At 58.1% G+C, this 20,418-nt stretch carries 15 protein-coding genes and 1 pseudogene; 9 read left to right on the top strand and 7 right to left on the bottom strand.

Going from position 1 to position 20,418, the window contains the following annotated elements; all coding sequences use genetic code 11:
* Nucleotides 1–264: 264 nt before the first annotated feature.
* Nucleotides 265–398 (top strand): annotated as a pseudogene (locus OYW20_RS20400) (helicase HerA-like domain-containing protein); the annotation flags it as partial.
* 95 nt (nt 399–493) lie between these two features.
* Here the strand turns inward: OYW20_RS20400 and OYW20_RS20395 are convergent.
* Together OYW20_RS20395 and OYW20_RS20390 are read right to left on the bottom strand one after the other, a co-directional pair.
* Complete coding sequence (locus OYW20_RS20395; protein WP_268797723.1) at nt 494–1,966, bottom strand: inorganic phosphate transporter; 1,473 nt, start codon at nt 1,964–1,966, stop codon at nt 494–496.
* A 270-nt stretch (nt 1,967–2,236) separates the two neighbouring features.
* The gene (locus OYW20_RS20390; protein WP_268797722.1) at nt 2,237–2,434 is read right to left on the bottom strand and encodes a hypothetical protein; all 198 of its coding nucleotides are present in this window, start codon (nt 2,432–2,434) and stop codon (nt 2,237–2,239) included.
* Between the two features lie 833 nt (nt 2,435–3,267).
* Here OYW20_RS20390 and pcaR point away from each other — a divergent pair.
* The 6 genes from pcaR to pcaD all read left to right on the top strand — a co-directional run bounded on the left by pcaR (nt 3,268) and on the right by pcaD (nt 9,494).
* On the top strand, nt 3,268–4,110 hold the full coding sequence (gene pcaR / locus OYW20_RS20385; RefSeq protein ID WP_268797720.1) for a pca regulon transcriptional regulator PcaR: 843 nt from the start codon (nt 3,268–3,270) through the stop codon (nt 4,108–4,110).
* Between the two features lie 238 nt (nt 4,111–4,348).
* A complete protein-coding gene (locus tag OYW20_RS20380) occupies nt 4,349–5,206 on the top strand; it encodes a CoA transferase subunit A (RefSeq protein ID WP_268797719.1) in 858 nt (285 codons plus the stop codon).
* Nucleotides 5,206–5,985 carry a CoA-transferase subunit beta gene (locus OYW20_RS20375; RefSeq protein WP_268797718.1) on the top strand — a complete coding sequence of 260 codons (780 nt, stop codon included), beginning with the start codon at nt 5,206–5,208 and terminating at the stop codon, nt 5,983–5,985. Before OYW20_RS20380 ends, OYW20_RS20375 begins: the two co-directional genes overlap by 1 nt.
* The gene (pcaF, locus tag OYW20_RS20370) at nt 5,982–7,196 is read left to right on the top strand and encodes a 3-oxoadipyl-CoA thiolase (protein ID WP_268797717.1); all 1,215 of its coding nucleotides are present in this window, start codon (nt 5,982–5,984) and stop codon (nt 7,194–7,196) included. Before OYW20_RS20375 ends, pcaF begins: the two co-directional genes overlap by 4 nt.
* A 135-nt stretch (nt 7,197–7,331) precedes the next feature.
* Nucleotides 7,332–8,621 (top strand): MFS family transporter, encoded by a 1,290-nt coding sequence (locus OYW20_RS20365; RefSeq protein WP_268797716.1) that lies wholly within the window; start codon nt 7,332–7,334, stop codon nt 8,619–8,621.
* A gap of 84 nt (nt 8,622–8,705) precedes the next feature.
* A complete protein-coding gene (gene pcaD, locus OYW20_RS20360; RefSeq protein ID WP_268797715.1) occupies nt 8,706–9,494 on the top strand; it encodes a 3-oxoadipate enol-lactonase in 789 nt (262 codons plus the stop codon).
* Between the two features lie 97 nt (nt 9,495–9,591).
* On the opposite strand, the gene adeC is transcribed toward pcaD, so the two are convergent.
* Genes adeC through OYW20_RS20345 form a run of 3 tightly spaced genes read right to left on the bottom strand, consistent with a single transcriptional unit; the run spans nt 9,592 to nt 15,359 of the window.
* Nucleotides 9,592–11,058: an AdeC/AdeK/OprM family multidrug efflux complex outer membrane factor gene (gene adeC / locus OYW20_RS20355; RefSeq protein ID WP_268797714.1), complete on the bottom strand. Its 1,467-nt coding sequence runs from the start codon at nt 11,056–11,058 to the stop codon at nt 9,592–9,594.
* Nucleotides 11,055–14,189 (bottom strand): efflux RND transporter permease subunit, encoded by a 3,135-nt coding sequence (locus OYW20_RS20350; protein WP_268797713.1) that lies wholly within the window; start codon nt 14,187–14,189, stop codon nt 11,055–11,057. Before OYW20_RS20350 ends, adeC begins: the two co-directional genes overlap by 4 nt.
* Before the next feature lie 3 nt (nt 14,190–14,192).
* Complete coding sequence (locus tag OYW20_RS20345; RefSeq protein WP_268797712.1) at nt 14,193–15,359, bottom strand: efflux RND transporter periplasmic adaptor subunit; 1,167 nt, start codon at nt 15,357–15,359, stop codon at nt 14,193–14,195.
* A 250-nt stretch (nt 15,360–15,609) separates the two neighbouring features.
* Here OYW20_RS20345 and OYW20_RS20340 point away from each other — a divergent pair, with 250 nt between their 5' ends.
* A complete protein-coding gene (locus OYW20_RS20340) occupies nt 15,610–16,242 on the top strand; it encodes a TetR family transcriptional regulator (RefSeq protein ID WP_268797711.1) in 633 nt (210 codons plus the stop codon).
* A 305-nt stretch (nt 16,243–16,547) separates the two neighbouring features.
* Nucleotides 16,548–17,411, top strand: coding sequence for a cache domain-containing protein (locus tag OYW20_RS20335; protein ID WP_268797710.1), 864 nt, complete (start codon nt 16,548–16,550; stop codon nt 17,409–17,411).
* Nucleotides 17,412–17,448: 37 nt separating this feature from the next.
* Here OYW20_RS20335 and OYW20_RS20330 read toward each other — a convergent pair whose 3' ends face one another.
* The gene (locus tag OYW20_RS20330) at nt 17,449–18,957 is read right to left on the bottom strand and encodes an MDR family MFS transporter (protein ID WP_268797709.1); all 1,509 of its coding nucleotides are present in this window, start codon (nt 18,955–18,957) and stop codon (nt 17,449–17,451) included.
* Nucleotides 18,958–19,376: 419 nt separating this feature from the next.
* The gene (locus tag OYW20_RS20325) at nt 19,377–20,267 is read right to left on the bottom strand and encodes a LysR substrate-binding domain-containing protein (RefSeq protein ID WP_268801193.1); all 891 of its coding nucleotides are present in this window, start codon (nt 20,265–20,267) and stop codon (nt 19,377–19,379) included.
* Nucleotides 20,268–20,418 lie beyond the last annotated feature (151 nt).

Genomic DNA, 20,418 nt, shown 5'->3' with positions numbered 1-20,418 from the left:
GTGTCACTGGCTCGCGACGTTTTACATTAGATAGCTGCAAAGTCTTCAACCGGTAAGTGCAGAGAGGAAGTGATGGCGATGGCCGGATCTGTTCATCCGTCAGCAGCGCGATGATAACCGCGCGGCGTATGTTCATCATCCCATATGTCGGTTTCGTGCAGGGCGCGTTACCGGATGTCAGCTAAAGTGAGCAGAGCCACATCGACCGGATTGCTGGCGCTCACGTGAGGTACGTCTCGCGCTCACTGGGTGTTGGCGTGTATGGCGGGCGAGTTTCTGGGCGGGTTTGCAGGCAGGCCATGAAGAGGGCAATGCGCACGGCAGCCAATCAAATTGGTCGTGAGCTGGTGCGGGGGTTGATGGGTTCGTTGCTGGGTGGAAGCAAAAAGAGGAAGTAAAGCGGATCAGCTTTAAGGGGCGCTGCGGTCCCCAAACGCGGGACCGCATATCAGGGCGGATGAGTCCGCCCTTATATATCGTGTAGTTCCCGGCGTTACGCCAGCGCCTTGGACGCCAGCCAGAACAATCCGGCCGACAGCGCCACAGTTGCCGGCAGGGTCAATACCCACGCCAGCAGAATAGTGCGAACTGTGCCGCTTTGAAGGCCGCTTTTATTGGCGACCATGGCCCCGGCAACCCCTGAAGACAAGATATGCGTGGTCGACACTGGCAGCGCGAAGACGTTAGCTGCGGCAATTGCGCATGCTGTGGTGATTTGCGCCGACATGCCCTGAGCGTAAGTCATGCCTTGCTTGCCGATCTTCTCGCCGATGGTCAGCACTACGCGTTTCCAGCCCACCATGGTTCCAATACCCAACGCCAGTGCCACCGCCAGAATCACCCAGAACGGCGCGTATTCAGTGGTCGTGGTCAGGTCTTTGCGGAGTTTATCCAGATCGGATTTCTCGCGGGCACCCAGGCTTGGCAGCTTACCGACCTTACGCGCCGTGTCGTCCAGGCAGAGCAGGTAGCGACGGACTTCGATGCGGTGTTCAGGGGTGATCGAATGATAATCGGATACGCCTTTCAGATTGGTCAGCAGCGCGTCGATGGTCGGTTCGGTCTGTTCAGGATTGCAGCTGAAGCGCTCCGGCAGATCGCCTTTTTGCGACTTGCCCAGCGCCAGGTATTCACCCAGCGTCGCGTTATTGCGCTGATAGAACTGGCTCAGGTGCAGCGTGGCATCGCGGGTTCGTTCAATCTGGTAAGTGGTACTGCTCAGATCAAGCACGAACTGCGCAGGAACAATACCGATCAGCACCAGCATGATAAGGCCGATACCTTTCTGGCCGTCGTTTGAACCGTGCACGAAGCTCACTGCCATCGCTGAAATGACCAGCACCAGGCGGTTCCAGAAAGGCGGATGCTTTTTGTCATCGAGCTTGCGGCGCTGATCTGGCGTTTTGTGCATTTTGGACAGTGGACGCCAAGTCTTGAGTGCGATCAGCAGGAGTGCCGCCACGATGAACCCCGCCAACGGAGAGAACACCAGTGAGGCACCGATATCGATCGCTTTCTGCCAGTTGACGCCTTCACCCAACGGAATGTCATTGATCAGCGCGTTGGCCAGGCCGACGCCCAGAATCGAACCGATCAGGGTGTGGGAGCTGGAGGCAGGAATGCCGAAGTACCAGGTGCCCAGGTTCCAGGTGATGGCAGCGGCCAACAACGAGAACACCATTGCAAGACCATGGCCTGTATTGACGTTGATCAGCAACTCGACCGGCAGCAAGTGAACGATGGCATAGGCCACCCCGACACCGCCGAGCAGCACTCCGAGAAAGTTGAACACGCCGGAGAAGAACACGGCCAGATGCGGCGGCATCGCTTTGGTATAGATGACTGTCGCCACCGCATTTGCGGTGTCATGAAAGCCGTTGATGAACTCGAAGGTGAGGACAAAAGCGAGGGCGAGCACCAGGCTCACAATTACCCAAGCATCCAGTCCGCTGAATAAATCGATCATGGAAGGTTTTCTGACCCGGTATTAAGGGGGCGGGATTATGACAGAAAAAAAACTAATCGATAGGCGTGCTGCTGATTGGTGTTGCTGATAGCTGCTGGCAGCTACGAAAAATCAACCTGGAGCAGTGGTCGACACTTATCTGGACATCCAAACGCACGCGTCTGCGCCGGATCAATCCATCGAAACGAATTGATTTGGCGCAGGCACATGACAGGCGTTACAAACCCCTAGGCACGCAGACATTAGTTGGCGTCGGGGGGGGGCGGGGCTTCAAGGTTCTTCCTTGAGCTCTCTTTCCATCTTCTGCAGCTCTTGCTGAAACGCTTGATCAAGCAGGCTGGCCCGTTTACGCCACGGTTTACGCTCCGGGTCGGGTTGTGCGGCGTAGGTGGTGACTTCCCCGCCGTACACATCCTTGTAACGTTGTTCCTGGCGCTCTAGTTCCACGCGCAGTTCATCTTTTGTCACGGTATTACCTTGTGTAGTTTGAATGGATTCCGGCGACGACGCAGCGGGCGTGAAGTGTCAAATGTTGTAGGCAGTTGAGCTGGTTGATAGCGGCTCGAAAGGAGCGTTCAACGAATATTAATCACTTCTGTCACTGCGGCTACGAACGCCGGATAAACACAAATGTCGTAGCGACATTCTATTTTCGGTATGCCATTTGGGGCTGATTGACCAGGCTTCTGGCCTGTCTTACGCCGTACAAGCACATTAAGGGTGCATGCATTTCCGGGTTGGACCGCGCCGGTGAGACGCTGGTTGAACCACGTAGCGGCGTCATAGCGTGTCAATTGAACGCTACTATCTCCAAGACTGCTGAAAGAGTCAACTACACCGGCATGCAGGCATTTTTAAATGCGGGCGTGCAGTAGTTTCTTGTACGAAGCTTCCGAAGTTATCGAAGGTAAAATCATGACTAAACTTGTTAACCAAATGACAGTTGCCAGACAAATTTCTGACGGCGTAATTCCAGGCAAATAGGCCGTGAGAAATGTTCGTATCAATGTGTCGACATTTATACAAAAGTCCGCGGCCCAGGCAGGACAGAAACCGTAGAAATAAAAAAACGGCCTTGCGGATAGCAAGACCGTGCCTGGGACTTCTCAGTGGGTACCTGACCAGTATTTCCAAGAAGCCACATGGTGGCATGTGAAAGGTATAAGCAACGCGACGGCGGGTCAAATACGATTATCGCCCAGTTGTTCGATAATCGCCCAAATCGCTCTTGCCAGCATCTGTAAACGAGGCGAGAGTGGCGGTCTGCAAGGCTGAGCAAGCCACGACGAACGGTATCAATAATGAACGACCAACTGCGCAACGCGTTCACCTCACTGGCGCCACCTATCGTCGCCTCCCCGGCGAAGCGGATTCAGGCACTCACGGGTGATCCGGATTTCATGACGTCACTGGCCAGGGGGCTTGCGGTGATTCAGGCGTTTCAAGAGCGTAAGCGGCACCTGACGATTGCGCAGATCAGCCACCGAACCGAGATACCCCGCGCGGCGGTCAGACGCTGTTTACACACGCTGATCAAGCTGGGATACGCCACCACCGACGGCCGCACCTATTCGCTTTTGCCTAAAGTACTCACCCTTGGCCATGCTTACCTGTCGTCGACGCCGCTTGCAGTGTCATCGCAGCCTTATCTGGATCGCATGAGCAATCAGCTGCATGAGGCCTGCAACATGGCAACGCTGGAAGGCGACGATATTCTTTACATCGCGCGCTCAGCGACCACGCAGCGGCTAATCTCCGTAGACCTTGCTGTGGGCGGTCGTTTGCCGGCGTATTGCACATCCATGGGACGCATTTTGCTGGCGGCCCTCGATGATGTATCGCTGCGTGAATACCTTGATCACGTCGATCTGCAACCCAAGACCAGTCGCACCTTGCGTACCGCCGATGCCTTGTTCGAATGCTTGCAACAAGTGCGTCAGCAAGGCTGGTGCATTGTCGATCAAGAGTTGGAGCAGGGCCTGCGATCTGTCGCCGTGCCGGTCTATGACGCTTCGGGCCAGGTGCTGGCGGCGCTCAATGTCAGCACCAGCGCCGGCCGGGTTACGCGCAATGAGTTGGAGCAGAAGATCCTGCCCATCATGCTCGACGCCAGCCGGGACCTGAGTACGCAGTTGTTTACGTGAGTGAGTGATTGTGTAGGAGCCAACGTGTTGGCGAGACGATCAATGCGGCGTGTCAGATAAATCGTCTCGCGAACACGTTCGCTCCTGCAGGGATCGGATGCTCAGCTTATGTTGTTCGGTAATCGAACACTTAGTCGATTATCGGATTGTTCGTCTCTTGGCCCAGGCATAACCTCAAGACAATTGCAGCGCTCACTGTTGCGCTGTTGTTCATTGAGCGTTTGAACTGGAGCATCTCATGGCTGACATCATTTCCCTGCGCGACGCCGTGAAGCAATTCATCAACGATGGCGACACCGTTGCGCTTGAAGGCTTCACCCATCTGATTCCGACGGCTGCCGGTCATGAAATCATTCGGCAGAAGAAGAAAAATCTAACGCTGGTACGCATGACACCTGACCTCATCTACGACCTGATGATTGGTGCAGGCTGTGCGAAAAAGCTGATCTTTTCGTGGGGCGGTAACCCGGGCGTTGGTTCATTGCACCGTCTGCGTGACGCTGTTGAAAGACAGTGGCCTCAGCCCCTGGAAATCGAAGAGCACAGTCATGCCGATCTGGCCAACGCCTACGTGGCCGGCGCCTCGGGGCTACCGTTTGCGGTACTGCGGGCTTACGCAGGGTCCGACTTGCCGAAGGTCAACCCGTTAATCAAAACCGTCACCTGCCCGTTTACTGGCGAGGTGCTCGCCGCTGTGCCTGCTGTGCGGCCGGACGTTACGGTCATTCACGCACAAAAAGCGGATCGCAAAGGCAACGTGCTGTTGTGGGGGATTCTCGGTGTGCAGAAAGAAGCCGCGCTATCAGCCAAGCGTTGCGTTGTCACGGTGGAAGAAGTCGTTGACGACTTGCAGGCACCGATGAATGCCTGTGTGTTGCCGACCTGGGCTCTAAGCGCTGTCTGCGTCGTACCGGGTGGCGCGCATCCTTCCTACGCGCATGGGTACTACGAACGCGATAACCGCTTTTATCAGGCGTGGGATCCGATTGCCCGGGATCGTGCGACGTTTACAGCGTGGATCGACGAATACATTCATGGCACGCGCGATTTCAGCGAATTCCAGAGCAAGCTGGCCACCGCTTCGGAGGCAAAGTAATGACTTACACCACCAACGAAATGATGACCGTGGCTGCCGCTCGCCGTTTGAAAAATGGCTCGGTGTGCTTTGTCGGCATCGGCCTGCCTTCCAAGGCAGCCAATCTGGCGCGGTTGACGTCGTCGCCTGACGTGGTCCTGATCTACGAATCCGGTCCCATAGGCGCCAGGCCGGATGTCCTGCCGCTGTCGATTGGCGACGGCGAGCTGGCTGAAACGGCTGATACTGTGGTGTCCACCAGTGAGATTTTCCGTTACTGGCTGCAGGGCGGTCGTGTCGATGTCGGGTTTCTGGGCGCGGCGCAGGTCGACCGTTTCGGCAACATCAACACCACGGTCGTCGGCGATTATCACCACCCAAAGGTGCGACTGCCGGGTGCGGGAGGTGCGCCGGAAATCGCAGGGTCCGCCAAACAAGTGCTGATTATCCTCAGGCAGTCCCCTCGCGCCTTTGTCGAGAAGCTGGATTTCATGACGTCCGTTGGCCATGGCGAGGGTGGCGATTCGCGTAAGCGCCTCGGTCTTCCGGGTGCTGGCCCGGTCGGCATCATCACCGACTTATGCGTCATGGAGCCGGAGGAGGGCAGCAACGAATTTGTCGTCACGGCCCTGCATCCGGGCGTGACGCGTGAGCAGGTAATTGCCGCCACTGGCTGGACAGTGCGCTTCGCAGAGCAGGTGTTCCAGTCTGCGCAACCCACTGCATCTGAACTCAAGGCCCTGCGTGATCTGGAGGCCAGAACGGCCGCCGCTCATGGTCAGGCACCGGGAGAAGCATGATGCGTGAAGTCTTTATCTGTGACGCCATTCGCACGCCGATTGGTCGGTTTGGCGGTGCATTGGCGACGGTGCGTGCCGACGATCTGGCCGCGTTGCCCATCAAGGCATTGATGGCACGCAATCCTTCTGTGGACTGGGCGCAGGTCGATGAGGTGTTCCTCGGCTGCGCTAATCAGGCGGGCGAAGACAACCGCAACGTTGCTCGGATGGCCTTGTTGTTGGCCGGCTTGCCGGCGTCGGTGCCGGGCGTCACGCTCAATCGACTGTGCGCTTCCGGGCTGGACGCGGTGGGTACGGCGTTTCGGGCGATTGCCTGCGGCGAAATGGAGTTGGCGATTGCCGGTGGTGTCGAGTCGATGTCGCGGGCACCGTTTGTGATGGGCAAGGCCGAATCCGCTTTCGGGCGAGGCCAGAAGCTTGAGGACACCACGCTTGGGTGGCGCTTCATCAACTCACAGATGAAAGACCAGTACGGCGTCGAAAGCATGCCGCAGACCGGTGACAACGTGGCCGCAGACTTCGACATTTCGCGCGAGGATCAGGATGCGTTTGCCTTGCGCAGTCAACTGCGCACTGCAGCGGCACAGGCGTCGGGTTTCTTTGCCGAAGAAATCGTGCCGGTGCACATCGCCCATAGAAAAGGCGAGACGGTCGTCGACACCGACGAGCACCCGCGCCCCGACACCCGACTGGACGCGCTTGGCAAGCTCAAACCTGTCAACGGACCGGGCGGTACGGTCACTGCGGGCAATGCGGCGGGACTCAACGATGGTGCCGTGGCGTTGATTCTGGCGTCCGCCGACGCGGTCAAAAAACACGGCCTCACGCCACGTGCCCGTGTGCTCGGCATGGCGAGCGCAGGTGTGCCGCCTCGGGTGATGGGCATCGGACCGGTACCTGCGGTGCGCAAATTGACTGAGCGACTGGGGCTGTCGCTGTCGGATTTCGACGTCATCGAACTCAATGAAGCCTTCGCCAGCCAGGCGCTGGCGGTGCTGCGTGAACTCGGGATTGCCGACGACTCATCGAGGGTTAACCCGAACGGCGGGGCCATTTCGCTGGGCCATCCTCTGGGCATGAGCGGCGCGCGTCTGGTGCTGACGGCGCTGCATCAACTCGAGCAGACCGGCGGCGGCAAAGCCTTGGCGACGATGTGTGTCGGTGTCGGACAAGGGCTGGCGTTGGCAATAGAACGACAACGGCTGGATTGAGATTGCACGGGTAAGCGCCAGTGGCCCTTGTGATGCGTGGCACTTGCTGCTAAGTCTTAGTGTTACAGGTTATGTCTTAGACTGACTGCTTTGGGCTTGCGTGTTGCAGCCCTTTTTTTAAAACCGGGAAAAATAATGACAACGACTCACTACACCGGGGAAGAGCGACGCAAGAGGATTTTTGCGATCGTGGGCGCCTCTTCCGGGAACCTCGTCGAATGGTTCGACTTTTACGTTTATGCTTTCTGCGCCATCTATTTTGCGCCAGCGTTCTTCCCGTCCGATGACCCCACCGTTCAATTGCTCAACACAGCTGGCGTGTTCGCGGCTGGCTTTCTGATGCGGCCCATTGGCGGCTGGTTGTTTGGCCGCGTGGCCGACAAGCATGGCCGCAAGAACTCCATGATGATTTCGGTCCTGATGATGTGTGCTGGCTCGCTGGTCATCGCGTGCTTGCCCACTTATGCGCAGATTGGCGCCTGGGCTCCGGCATTGCTGTTGATGGCGCGTTTGTTTCAGGGCCTGTCGGTGGGTGGCGAATACGGCACCACGGCGACCTACATGAGTGAAGTGGCATTGCGCGGGCAGCGTGGTTTCTTCGCCTCGTTTCAGTACGTGACGCTCATTGGCGGTCAATTGCTGGCGGTCCTGACCGTGGTCATCCTGCAGCAGTTCTTGAGCGCCGATGAACTCAGGGCTTACGGCTGGCGGATTCCCTTTGTGGTCGGCGCCATCGCTGCGGTGATTTCGCTGCTGCTGCGCCGCACCTTGAAAGAAACTACCACTGCAGAGGCACGTCAGGACAAGGACGCCGGCAGCATCGCGGCGCTGTTCAAGCACCACAAAGCGGCGTTCATCACTGTGCTGGGCTACACCGCTGGCGGCTCGCTGATTTTCTACACCTTCACGACGTACATGCAGAAGTACCTGGTGAACACCGTTCACATGGACCCGAAAGTCGCCAGCTACATCATGACGGGCGCGCTGTTTCTGTACATGTGCATGCAGCCGGCGTTCGGTGCGCTGGCAGACAAGATCGGCCGTCGCAATTCGATGCTGTGGTTCGGTGGCCTAGGTACGCTGTGCACCGTGCCGCTGTTGATGACACTGAAAACCACCACCAGTCCGGTGCTGGCATTCGTGCTGATTACCTTGGCGCTGGCGATTGTCAGCTTCTATACCTCGATCAGCGGTCTGGTCAAAGCCGAGATGTTCCCGGTGCAAGTTCGGGCGCTGGGTGTGGGCCTTGCCTATGCCATCGCCAACGCTATCTTCGGGGGTTCGGCCGAATTCGTAGCGCTGAGCTTCAAGAACGCCGGCATTGAAAACACCTTCTATTGGTACGTTACAGTGATGATGGCCGTCGCGTTCCTGTTCAGCCTGCGATTGCCCAAACAGCCGGCTTATCTGCACGAAGATCATTGATTGATGCGTGCGCACCTGTTTCTGGGTGCGCGTTGTCCAACCTTCAATACATCACTTTGAGCGTTCGAATAAAGAGGGACTTCCATGCCATTCGTACAACTTGATGACGGTGAGCTGCACTATCAGATCGACGGCCCGCAAGGCGCGCCGGTGCTGGTGCTGTCCAACGCACTGGGCACCGATCTTCACATGTGGGACGCCCAGGTGGACGCGTTCAGTCAGTCGTTTCGAGTGCTTCGTTACGACACGCGAGGGCACGGCAAATCGCTGGTAAGCCAAGGGCCTTATACGATTGAGCAGTTGGGGCAGGACGTTTTGGCGTTGCTCGATGCCTTGCAGATCGACAAAGCGCATTTCTGCGGCCTGTCGATGGGCGGGCTGACTGGTCAGTGGTTAGGGATTCACGCCAGTGACCGACTGCACAAGCTGGTGCTGAGCAACACCGCAGCGAAGATCGGCACGCCTGACATCTGGAACGAGCGCATTACGCTTCTGGAACACGAAGGTGCCCAGGGCATGCTGACACTGGCGCAGACAGCGCCTCAGCGCTGGTTTACCCCGGAGTTCACGGCGAGCCACCCGGAGCAGGTCAAAGCGGCTACCGACCAGCTCGCCGCGACGTCGCCATTCGGCTACGCCGCCTGCTGTGCTGCGCTACGCGATGCCGACTATCTCAAGCAGGTCAGCTCGATTGCGGTGGACACTCTGATCATTTGCTGCAGCCATGACGCGGTCACGACCGTTGCCGATGGTCATTACCTGCAAAACCATATCGACGGATCGCAGCTGTCCGACTACTACGCAGCGCATATGTCCAGCGTAGAGCTGGGGCAAGTGTTCACGTTGCGTGTGACAGAGTTTTTGCTCAGCTGAACACGCTGATCTGACCGGTATGTCCTGTCGCAAGCAAGCTCCCCCACAGGCCAAAAAAAACCCACCAATCGGTGGGTTTTTTCATGGTGCATTTACATCAGAACAACCGGGTAGACGGCACGTCGCCTGAGGTCGGCTGCTTCTGGCCAGCTGGCGTCCGTTCGTACCAGCCGCCGCCAAGCGCCTTGTACAAATTGACCTCACTGGTCAGCTGCGACAGTCGATCACTGATCAACGACTGCTGCGCGCTGAACAACGAGCGCTGGGCGTCGAGGAAGGTCAGGTTACTGTCGATGCCGATGCGATAACGACGTTCAGCCAGACGGTAGTAGTCCTGGTTGGCCTGAACGAAATCGTTTTGCGCCTGCAACTGCTCGCGGAACGTCTTGCGCGAAGCCAGGCCGTCGGAGACTTCCTGGAACGCTGTCTGAATCGCCTTCTCATAGTTGGCGACGCCGATGTCCTTCTGGATCTTCGAATAATCCAGGCTGGCACGCAGGCTGCCGGCGTTGAAGATCGGCAGATTGATCTTCGGCGTGAACAACCAGGTTCCAGAGCCGCCCTTGAACAGGCCGCTCAAGTCACCGCTGGCGGTACCGGCACTGGCCGTCAGGCTGATGCTGGGGAAGAACGCTGCACGGGCTGCGCCAATGTTCGCGTTCGCCGCTTTGAGGTTGTATTCGGCTTGCAGGATGTCCGGACGACGTTGCAGCAAGTCAGATGGCAAGCCCGGTGGCAGCTCTGTCAGCAGGTCGTTGCTCAAAGGCTGGCCTGTCGGCAGATTCTCCGGCAGCGTCGTGCCCAGCAGCAGCGTCAGGTTGTTCAGATCCTGAGCCACAAAGCGCTGGTACTGCGACAGCTTGACGCGAGCGCTTTCGACCGAAGTCCGCGACTGCGCCAGGTCCAGTGCCGATGCCACACCGACTTCATTGCTGCGCGAAGTCAGGCGATAGCTTTCTTCAAACGCGCCCAGCGTGTCCTGGGTCAGCTTGAGCAGTTCTTTGTCAGCCTGCCAGGTCAGATAAGCCGTTGCCACGTTGGCAACAAGGCTGATCTGGGTGCTGCGGCGCGCTTCCTCAGTGGCGAAGTATTGCTGCAAGGCTTGTTCGCTGAGGCTGCGGATACGGCCGAACAGGTCGAGCTCATAGGCACTGATGCCCAGACCGACCGAGTACTGGCTGGTGATCCCCGCCTGACCTGTCTGCGACAGATCGCCCGGTACCCGCTGGCGTGTACCGCTGCCTTCTGCGTTAACGGCAGGGAACAGGTCCGCACGCTGAATGCGGTACTGCGCGCGGTAGGCATCGATATTCAGCGCCGCAACGCGCAGGTCACGGTTATTGACCAGCGAGGTCTGAATCAGCTGCTGAAGCGCCGGGTCATGGAAGAACTGACGCCAGCCTTGTTCGGACGCCGCCACGTTGGCCGCCTGGGCCGGCGAATACGCCGGGCCTTGCGGATATTGTGCGGCGACCGGGGCCGCAGGCTGGTTGTATTCAGGGATCAACGAGCAGCCGCCGAGAATGAACGCGGTAACTGCCAGCGAGATCAGGGACTTGCTCATTGGCCAGCCTCATCGTTTGGAGTGTGTTTCTGTTTGCCCTTGAACAATCCGGAGATCGATACGAAGAACAGCGGTACCCAGAAGATCGCCAGCACCACGGCCGTAATCATACCGCCGATTACACCAGTACCGATGGAGTGTTGGCTGCCCGAACCTGCACCGCTGGAGATCGCCAGAGGCACAACGCCGAGGATGAACGCCATTGACGTCATGATGATCGGACGAAGACGCATGCGGCACGCTTCAATCGTGGCATCGACCAGACTTTTCCCCTGCTCGTGCAGTTCTTTGGCGAACTCGACGATGAGGATGGCGTTTTTCGCCGCCAGACCCACCGTCACCAGGAGCCCGACCTGGAAGAACACGTCGTTGGACAGACCTCGCAGGCTGGTTGCCATCAGTGCGCCGATCACGCCAAGCGGGATGACGAGCAGCACGGCAATCGGAATCGACCAGCTCTCGTACAGCGCCGCCAGACAGAGGAAGACCATCAGGATCGAAATGGCATACAACGCTGGCGCCTGGGAGCCCGACAGGCGCTCCTCGTACGACAGACCTGTCCAGGAATAACCGATGCCGGCTGGCAGCTTCTTCACCAGCGCTTCGACTTCATCCATGGCCTGGCCCGAGCTGTAGCCCGGCGCTGGTGTACCCAGCACTTCCTCGGCCGGAACGCCGTTGTAACGCGACAGTTTCGGTGAGCCGTAGACCCACTCGCCGGAGGCGAACGAGGCGAACGGCACCATGTCACCTGCGCTGTTGCGCACGTACCATTTTTTCAGGTCTTCAGGCTTCATGCGGGCATCGGGTTGACCCTGTACGTACACCTTCTTCACGCGACCGCGGTCGATGAAGTCGTTGACGTAGTTGCCACCGAAAGCCACCGACAACGTGGTGTTGATGTCGCTCAGGCTGACGCCCAACGCACTGGCGCGTTCGTCGTCGATCACCAGTTGATACTGCGGCTCATCGTTCAGACCGTTAGGACGCACGCCAGCCAGAACCTTGCTCTGCGCCGCCATGCCCAACAGTTGGTTACGCGCTTCCATCAACTTGGCGTGACCGACACCGCCCTGGTCCTGCAGGTATAAGTCGAAACCTGTGGCGTTACCCAGCTCCAGTACTGAAGGCGGGACCACTGCGAACGACAACGCATCGCGGAAGGTGAAGAACTGCGCCTGAGCGCGTTTGGCCAGCGCGAAGACACTGTTGTCGTCGTTACGGTCGCCCCACGGTTTTAGCAGGATGAACGCCAGACCGGAACTCTGACCACGGCCCGCGAAGTTAAAGCCGTTGACCGTGAACACCGATTGCACTGCACTCGACTCTTTGTCGAGCAAGTAGCTGCGCGCCTCGTCGAGGACCGCTTGGGTCCGTTCTGCGGACGAGCCTGGAGGCGTCTGAACCTGGGCAAAGATCACGCCCTGGTCTTCTTCTGGCAGGAACGCAGCCGGGATGCGCATGAACATCCAGATCATGCCGGCGAAGATCAGCAGGTAGACCAGATAGGCCGGAATCTTGTGGCGCAGCATGTTGCCGACACCACGCTCGTAGCTCAGAACACTGCGGTCGAACGTGCGGTTGAACCAGCCAAAGAAGCCGCGTTTAGGCTGACCGTGTTTTTCCGGGTCGATCGGCTTGAGCATGGTGGCGCACAAGGCCGGGGTGAAGATCAAGGCAACCAAGACCGACAAGCCCATCGCCGAAACGATGGTGATCGAGAACTGCTTGTAGATCACGCCCGTGGAGCCGCCAAAGAACGCCATTGGCAGCAATACTGCAGAGAGCACCATGGCGATACCGACCAGGGCGCCTTGAATCTGGCCCATGGACTTGATCGTGGCATCTCGGGGGGAGAGCTTCTCCTCCTCCATCACCCGCTCGACGTTTTCCACCACTACGATCGCATCGTCCACCAGCAAGCCGATGGCCAGAATCATGCCGAACATGGTCAGGGTGTTGATGGTGAAACCGGCGGCGGCGAGGATGCCGAATGTCCCGAGCAAGACCACTGGCACTGTCATCGTGGTGATGATGGTGGCGCGGAAGTTTTGCAGGAACAGGTACATCACCAGGAACACCAGAACGATCGCTTCACCCAGAGTATGTACAACTCCGGTAATCGATTCGCTGACCACTGGCGTGGTGTCATACGGGTAAACCACTTTCATGCCGGGCGGGAAGAACGGTTCCAGCTGGCTGACGGTGGAGCGAATCGCTTTTGCGGTGTCCAAAGCGTTGGCGCCGGTCGCGAGTTTGATCGCCAGACCCGAAGCCGCCTTGCCGTTGTACTGCGCGTCTACGCTGTAGTTTTCGCCGCCCAGACCGACCGTACCCACGTCTTTGATCCGCACTTGCGAACCGTCGCGGTTGACCTTCAGCAGGATGTTGCCGAACTGCTCGGCCGTCTGCAGACGTGTCTTGCCGATGATGGTGGCGTTGAGCTGTTGATTGCTGACTGCTGGCAAGCCGCCCAGTTGACCGGATGAAATCTGAACGTTCTGCGCCGCAATAGCGGTTTTGACGTCCACTGGTGTCAGCTGGAAGTTGTTCAGCTTGGCCGGGTCGAGCCAGATACGCATCGCGTACTGAGCACCGAACACCTGGAAGTCACCCACACCGGAGGTACGAGAGATCGGGTCCTGCATGTTGGAAACGATGTAGTTGGCCAAGTCTTCCTTGGCCATGCTGCCGTCTTCCGATACCAGGCCGATCACCATCAGGAAGTTCTTCACCGCCTTGGTCACACGAATGCCCTGCTGCTGCACTTCTTGCGGCAGGAGCGGGGTTGCCAGGTTCAGTTTGTTCTGTACCTGAACCTGTGCGGTGTCGGGGTTGGTGCCCTGATTGAAGGTAGCGGTGATGGTCATGCTGCCGTCGGAGTTACTTTCCGAGGCGACATAACGCAGGTTGTCGATACCGTTGAGCTGTTGCTCGATGACCTGAACCACGGTGTCCTGCACGGTCTGTGCTGACGCGCCTGGGTAGGTCACCTGAATCGCGATGGCCGGTGGCGCAATCGCTGGATATTGGTTGATCGGCAGCTTGAGGATCGATAAACCCCCGACCAGCATGATCACGAGGGCTATTACCCACGCGAAAATTGGACGGTCGATGAAAAATTTCGACATGAATTACTCCCCTTTACTGCCTGCGGCTTTGTCAGTTGCCGGAGCAGCGGCCGGGGCGGATTCTGCAGATTTGACGTTCTTGGCGTCGGCGACTTTCACTTCAGCGCCGGGCTTGACGAACTGCAGACCTTCGGTGATCACGCGGTCACCTGCATTAAGGCCTTTCTCGACCAGCCAGTCGGTGCCGGAAGTCCGGTTGGCGACCAGCGTACGCAGCTCGACTTTGTTGTCCTGGTTGACAATCAGCGCGGTAGGCGTGCCTTTGAGGTCCCGCGTGACACCTTGCTGCGGCACCAGAATTGCCTGGGCACTGACACCCGATTGCAACTGCGCATGAACGAACATGCCTGGCAGCAGGCGGTGCTCAGGGTTGGGGAACACTGCGCGCAAGGTCACGGAACCGGTGGTCTGGTCGACCGACACTTCCGAAAACTCCAGCTTGCCTTCCTGTTTGTAGACGCTGCTGTCTTCCAGGGTCAGTTTGACCTTGGCTGCGTTGTCACCGGATTTCTGCAGTTTGCCGCTGTCCAGATCGCTGCGCAGGCGCAACATCTCGGCTGAAGACTGAACCACGTCGACGTAGATAGGATCGAGTTGCTGGATTGTTGCCATTGCATCGGCCTGGCCGTTGCTGACCAGCGCACCTTCTGTCACCGAGGAACGCCCGATACGGCCGGAAATAGGTGCATAGACCTTGGTGTAGCGCAGGTTGATATCAGCTGTCTGCACCGCAGCCTGAGCTTCACGCGCGGAGCCGACGGCGGTGTCGTACTCCTGACGGCTAACGGCCTGCTCATTGATCAGCTGTTTGTAACGACCGGCCAGCGAGTTGGAAGCTTGATAAGTGGCTTTCGCGCTGTCGAGCGTCGCTTGATAGATGGACGGATCGATCTGATAAAGCTGCTGACCCGCCTTGACGTCGGCACCCTCAGTAAACAGACGTTTGAGAATGATGCCATTGACCTGCGGACGAACTTCCGCGATACGGAATGCCGTGGTGCGGCCAGGCAGCTCGGTAGTCAGGGTATAGGCCTGGGTTTGCAGAGTAACTACGCCGACCTGAGGAGGCGGTGGTGCTGCGGCCGCTTCTTCCTTTTTGCTGCATCCGCTGAGCAGCGATGCCAGGGCGACGGCAGTAACCAGTACGGTAACAGCTGGCTTGAATTGCATGAAGATCCTCGGGTCAGGAGCTAGTGCTCATGAAAGTGGAAAGGGCGAAAACTTTTTCCGGCTGGATAAGTAGCAAGCTAACGAATATACTTACGTTCACGGTTGTTTGTAAATACCCAAGCCTGCGACAATCAAGCGCAGCAAGCAACTTTTTGTAAAGTCGGGACAAGGCGATACAAGCGCTGCCCGGAAAGCTGGCCAGGCGCATCAGCCTGCAAGCCTGAAGCAATTTTATTGAGGTTTTACTGCCATGGTCCGACGCACCAAAGAGGAAGCTCAGGAAACCCGTAAGCAGATTCTTGAAGCGGCCGAGAGAGCTTTTTATGAGCGAGGGGTGGCCAGGACCACACTGGCAGACATCGCCGCACTGGCGGGCGTGACCCGCGGCGCAATTTACTGGCACTTCAGCAACAAGTCGGATTTGGTCCAGGCGATGCTCGACAGCCTGCACGAGCCGCTGGAAGAAATGGCCAAGAATAGCGAGAGCGAGGACGAGGTCGACCCGCTTGGCTGGATGCGGAAGCTTCTGGTTCATTTGTTTCAACAAGTTGCACTGGACCCCAAAACCCGTCGCATCAATGAAATCCTGTTTCACAAGATCGAGTTCACTGACGAGATGTGTGACATGCGACGCCAGCGGCAGATTATCTCGCTGGAATGTAACGAGCGCATCGCGTTAACCCTGAGCAATGCCGTGCGTCGTGGACAGTTACCCAATGACCTCAACCCCGTGCGCGGGGCAATCTGTTTGCATGCGCATATAGATGGCATTCTGGGTCAGTGGTTATTGGTCCCGGATAGCTTTTCGCTTCACGATGAAGCCGAGAAACTGGTCGATTCCGTCATAGATATGCTTCGCTTGAGCCCGGCCTTGCGTGGCTGAGTCGCTGCAACGTTGAGGGTCAACGTGGGGCATTACCCCTCCGATACGACTGGTTTCAGCCTCGCTCTGCGCCCGATTGACTATAACTGCACGGCGTCTGAGCATCTATACCCTCCACAATCCCGCTTTAATAGTCGGCCGACGTCCTGTTTGCCGATTCCCTTCTTTTATTCAGCCCCCCGACAGCCTCTTGACGCACCAATCTGGCGTTTCTCATAGGTCTGACGAATGATTCCCTATCGCCATACTGTGGCTAAGCTGTGAGCCAAATGTTTCAAAAACACTCATAAGATCGGGGGTTGGCAATGGGCCTTTTGTCGGGAGATCGTGCTGTCAAAACAGCCCTTGTCGTCTTGCTGGCTTTGCTCTGCATCAGCAAGTCCTGGGCTGCCGGTGATGAAGCACAAGAAGCATCAGCTGCCAGGTCCTTGCTGGAAAAAGCCGTAGCCCGTTATCGGCAGGAAGGCGACAAGGCGTTTGCGCAGTTCAGCCGTCAAGGTGAATTCGTTGACGGTGAGCGCTATGTTTTTGTGACCGACACCCACGGCGTAATGCTTGCAAGCGGCGGACCGTCAGTGGCGCTCATCGGACGTGACGTCTCCTCTGTGCTTGACCCCGAACTGCAAAAAAACCTCCAGAGCGCGCTGCAAACACCTGAGAGCGCTGGCATTCAGCAAGCCGAGTACCGTTGGCAGAACTGGGCCGATGGCAAGGTTGAGCGCAAACGGGTTTATTTCCAGCGAGTGGGCAACCGCCTGCTGGCCGTAGGGTATTACCTGCCGCGCGCCTCGCCAGCACAGGCGAAGGCATTGCTCGACAAGGCTGCAACTGAGCTGTCAGCGGATGAAAAAGGCACCGTTGACGCGATAAATAGCCTCAAGGGCGGCTTCCTGCAGGACGATCTCTATGTGTTTGTCGTCAACACCGACAGTCAACGCTACGTCGCTCACGGCACCAATCTCCGGCTGGTCGGCACTGATTTCAGTAAAGTCAAAGACCCTGAAGGCAAACCGGTAGGCGTACCGATGCTGGCGATGGTCAAAAAACAGAGCGACGGCGAGTACGAGTATCGCTGGCGAAACCCTGTCACCAACAAGATTGAGCTCAAGCACGCCTACATGCGCAAGGTCGGTCATTTCATGGTTGCGGTGGGTTACTACAGCGGTTGAGCCGGCCTTGGCGGGAGGGTTATTCCCGACAGGGACGTCATCGGTCCTTGTCACCCCGGCCACGCAACACGTGATTGGGCATTGCAAAGGCGGCGGCCAGTCCCAGCAAAGAGATCGCGGCGCTCGCGAACAGGAGATGCTGGAAGGTCATCGACAGTTTTCCCCGCAGCAACTCAAGCCCTGGCCCGCTGGCGGCGTGCAGGCTGTCCATCAGCAAATTGCCGGATGCGCCTTCGCCGGTCAGCGTGCCGTTACCTGGACTCACCACGCCCGAGCCCGCCAGCATTGCCAGCAACAGCGCCGACATCGACGCCACACCGACAGCACCGCCCAAGGAGCGAAACAGGTTAGTGGTGCTGGTGGCGACTCCCATGTCTTTGGGTTCTACCGAGTTTTGTGTGCCTACCAGAGAGGTCGGGAACTGCAGACCGCTGGCGATCCCTGTGAGCACCATGAACACGCCCGTGAGCACGGCCGATTGCGGCGGCGTCAGGGCGATGCCCAGAATCGCCAGCGGCATCAACAGAGCACCCGCGAAAATGATCGGCTTGTAACGACCGGTTTTCGAGGTGCGACGACCGCCGAAATACGCCCCCATCGGCATGCCGATCGCCAGCGGCATGAGGTGCAGCGCAGCGCTGTCCGCACCCCCGCCGGTGACTGTCTGGAACCGCAACGGCAACAACACAATCAATGAGATCGCCTGAAAACTGGTGAAGAAGATCGTGCACCAGCACAACACGGCGCTGCGGTTGGCAAACAGGTGCATCGGCAGCAGCGGTTCACGTGTGCGACGTTCGTACAGGACGAAAAGCACCAGGGCCAGCAACGCGATACCCAAGAGCGTGATCACCTGTTGATCGCGCCAACTGCGTCCCTGGCCAATGTCAGTGATACCGAGCAGCAGAGCGGTCAGGCCGATGATCATCAGCAGCGTGCCCAGATAATCAATGATTGGCTTGCGCTGCGGTATGGGCAGACCCACCAGCGTCTTGCGTGCTACCCACCAGGCGGCAAGGCCCAGCGGCAGGTTGATAAAAAACACCCAGCGCCACGACACGTATTCCGTCATCAACCCGCCGAGTACCGGGCCGGCGACGCTGGCCGCTGCGTACATCCCGCTGAAGTAACCCTGATAGCGACCGCGCTCACGTGGCGGGACGATGTCCCCGATGATTGCCTGGCTTACCGATACCATCCCGCCGGCGCCAATGCCTTGCAGGACCCGCGCAAGCACCAGCTGCTCCATGCTCTGCGCCATCCCGCAGAACAACGATGCCAGCGTAAACGTGCCCAGCCCGAACAGCATCAAGCGGCGGCGGCCGTAGAGGTCGCCCAGCTTGCCGTAGATCGGCACAGCCACGGTCAGCGCGACCATGTAGGCGGAAATTACCCAGGCGAGCAGGTCGAAGTCATTGAATTGAGTGGAGATCGCTGGCATCGAGACCGCAACGATGGTCTGATCGAGCGCACTGAGGAAAACGGCCATCATCAGCGCAAACAGAATGCTGCGAATGTCCGGTCTTGTTTGATTGAGACTGGTCAAGGCTGGGGACCTGAACTGGCAGAGTGTCCCGCCGAAAAGTCAGCGGGAGAGGCGGCTCAGTCTAATCCGATAGCTTGCTAATCGATAGCGGCCTTGATCAGTCAACACATGGCTGGTGAAGATTTATTCATCGCAGCGCGCTGAAACTCGTCGCCGTTGGCGTGCAGTGCCCGAATGAACACACAGCAACGCTCGGTGTTCGCCTCAACTGTTCAATCCGATAAGCGCCAGCGCCATAAAGGGACAGTACAACCGCGACTGAAAGTACATAAACGCATTGTCTTTTTATTGTGGTTTTCATGCTGTTTACCTCAATCCGACTTAAAAAAAGTTTTTAAACGGGACAAGGTAAGTGTAGGCGGGGATTGGCAGAGTGCGATGCTCTGTTGAGTGAGTTTGCCAAACGGAAGCGGGGGCGCTTACGCATCTTCCCGCGCAGAAGCCTGCGCCAGCAGCCAGTCAATCAGCTCCTGCAGCGGTGGCGCGGCTGCGGCACGATTTGGGTAGACCAAATAATAAGCTGCGCCGGTTCTGACTTTCAGATCAAAGGGCATCACCAGCCGCCCGGCGCTCAAGTCCTCGGCAATCAACGCCCAGTCACCCATCGCGACACCCGAGCCTTGGGACGCCACTGTCATTGCCAGGTCCAGCGTGTCGAAGTGCTGACCTTTGCCGATGTTGCTCAACGTGGTGCCCGCCACGTTCAGCCATTGCTCCCAATCACGCTGGTCTCGGGTCGGGTGCAGCAGCATGTGGTGTTCCAGATCACTCGATTTTGCAAGCGGCTGCGGGCCGTCGAGCAATTGCTGCGAGCAAACAGGCGTCAGTTGTTCATCGAAAATGTGATGCACCTGCATTGATCCATCCGGTCGGGTGCCATACACCACCGCCGCATCGAAGGCCTCGCGCTTGAAATCCACAGCATGCTGGACGGTCGTGGTCAGTTCCACGCGTACATCGGGACGTTCTTTTTGCCACTGCAACAAGCGCGGTAGCAGCCAGCGCATCATGCACGTCGGTGCTTTGAGTTGCAGCGCCTCACGCTTGACGCCGACTTGATCGACCGCATCGTCAATCAACGCAAAAATCTGCTGCATCCGCGCAAACAGTTCTCGCCCCTGCGCCGTCAGGCTCAACCCCCTGGCCTGACGCTGAAACAGGCTGTAGCCCAAATAGCTTTCAAGCCCGGAAATCTGCCGGCTGACCGCGCCCTGAGTAATGTTCAGCAGCTCGCCAGCACGGGTGAAGTTGCAGCACTGAGCCGTGATCAGAAAGGTATGCAGCGCGGGGAGGGGAGGCGGGCGTTTCATCGGCGTGCGCAGCCATGCGTTGAGAACATGGCTAAGCATGACATTTTTTGCGTTGTCACAGATATGGCCGCGCGGTTCCAATCAGCCTCACTGCTGGCGGTGCTCGTTGTGCACGATGAGGGCACTGGAACGGCTCCGTTGTTGAGTGATC

Source organism: Pseudomonas sp. BSw22131 (genome assembly GCF_026810445.1).
Taxonomy (GTDB): Bacteria; Pseudomonadota; Gammaproteobacteria; order Pseudomonadales; family Pseudomonadaceae; genus Aquipseudomonas; species Aquipseudomonas huanghezhanensis.
Note: the sequence above shows the minus strand (reverse complement) of the source record. Positions and strands in the feature narration are given on the sequence as shown.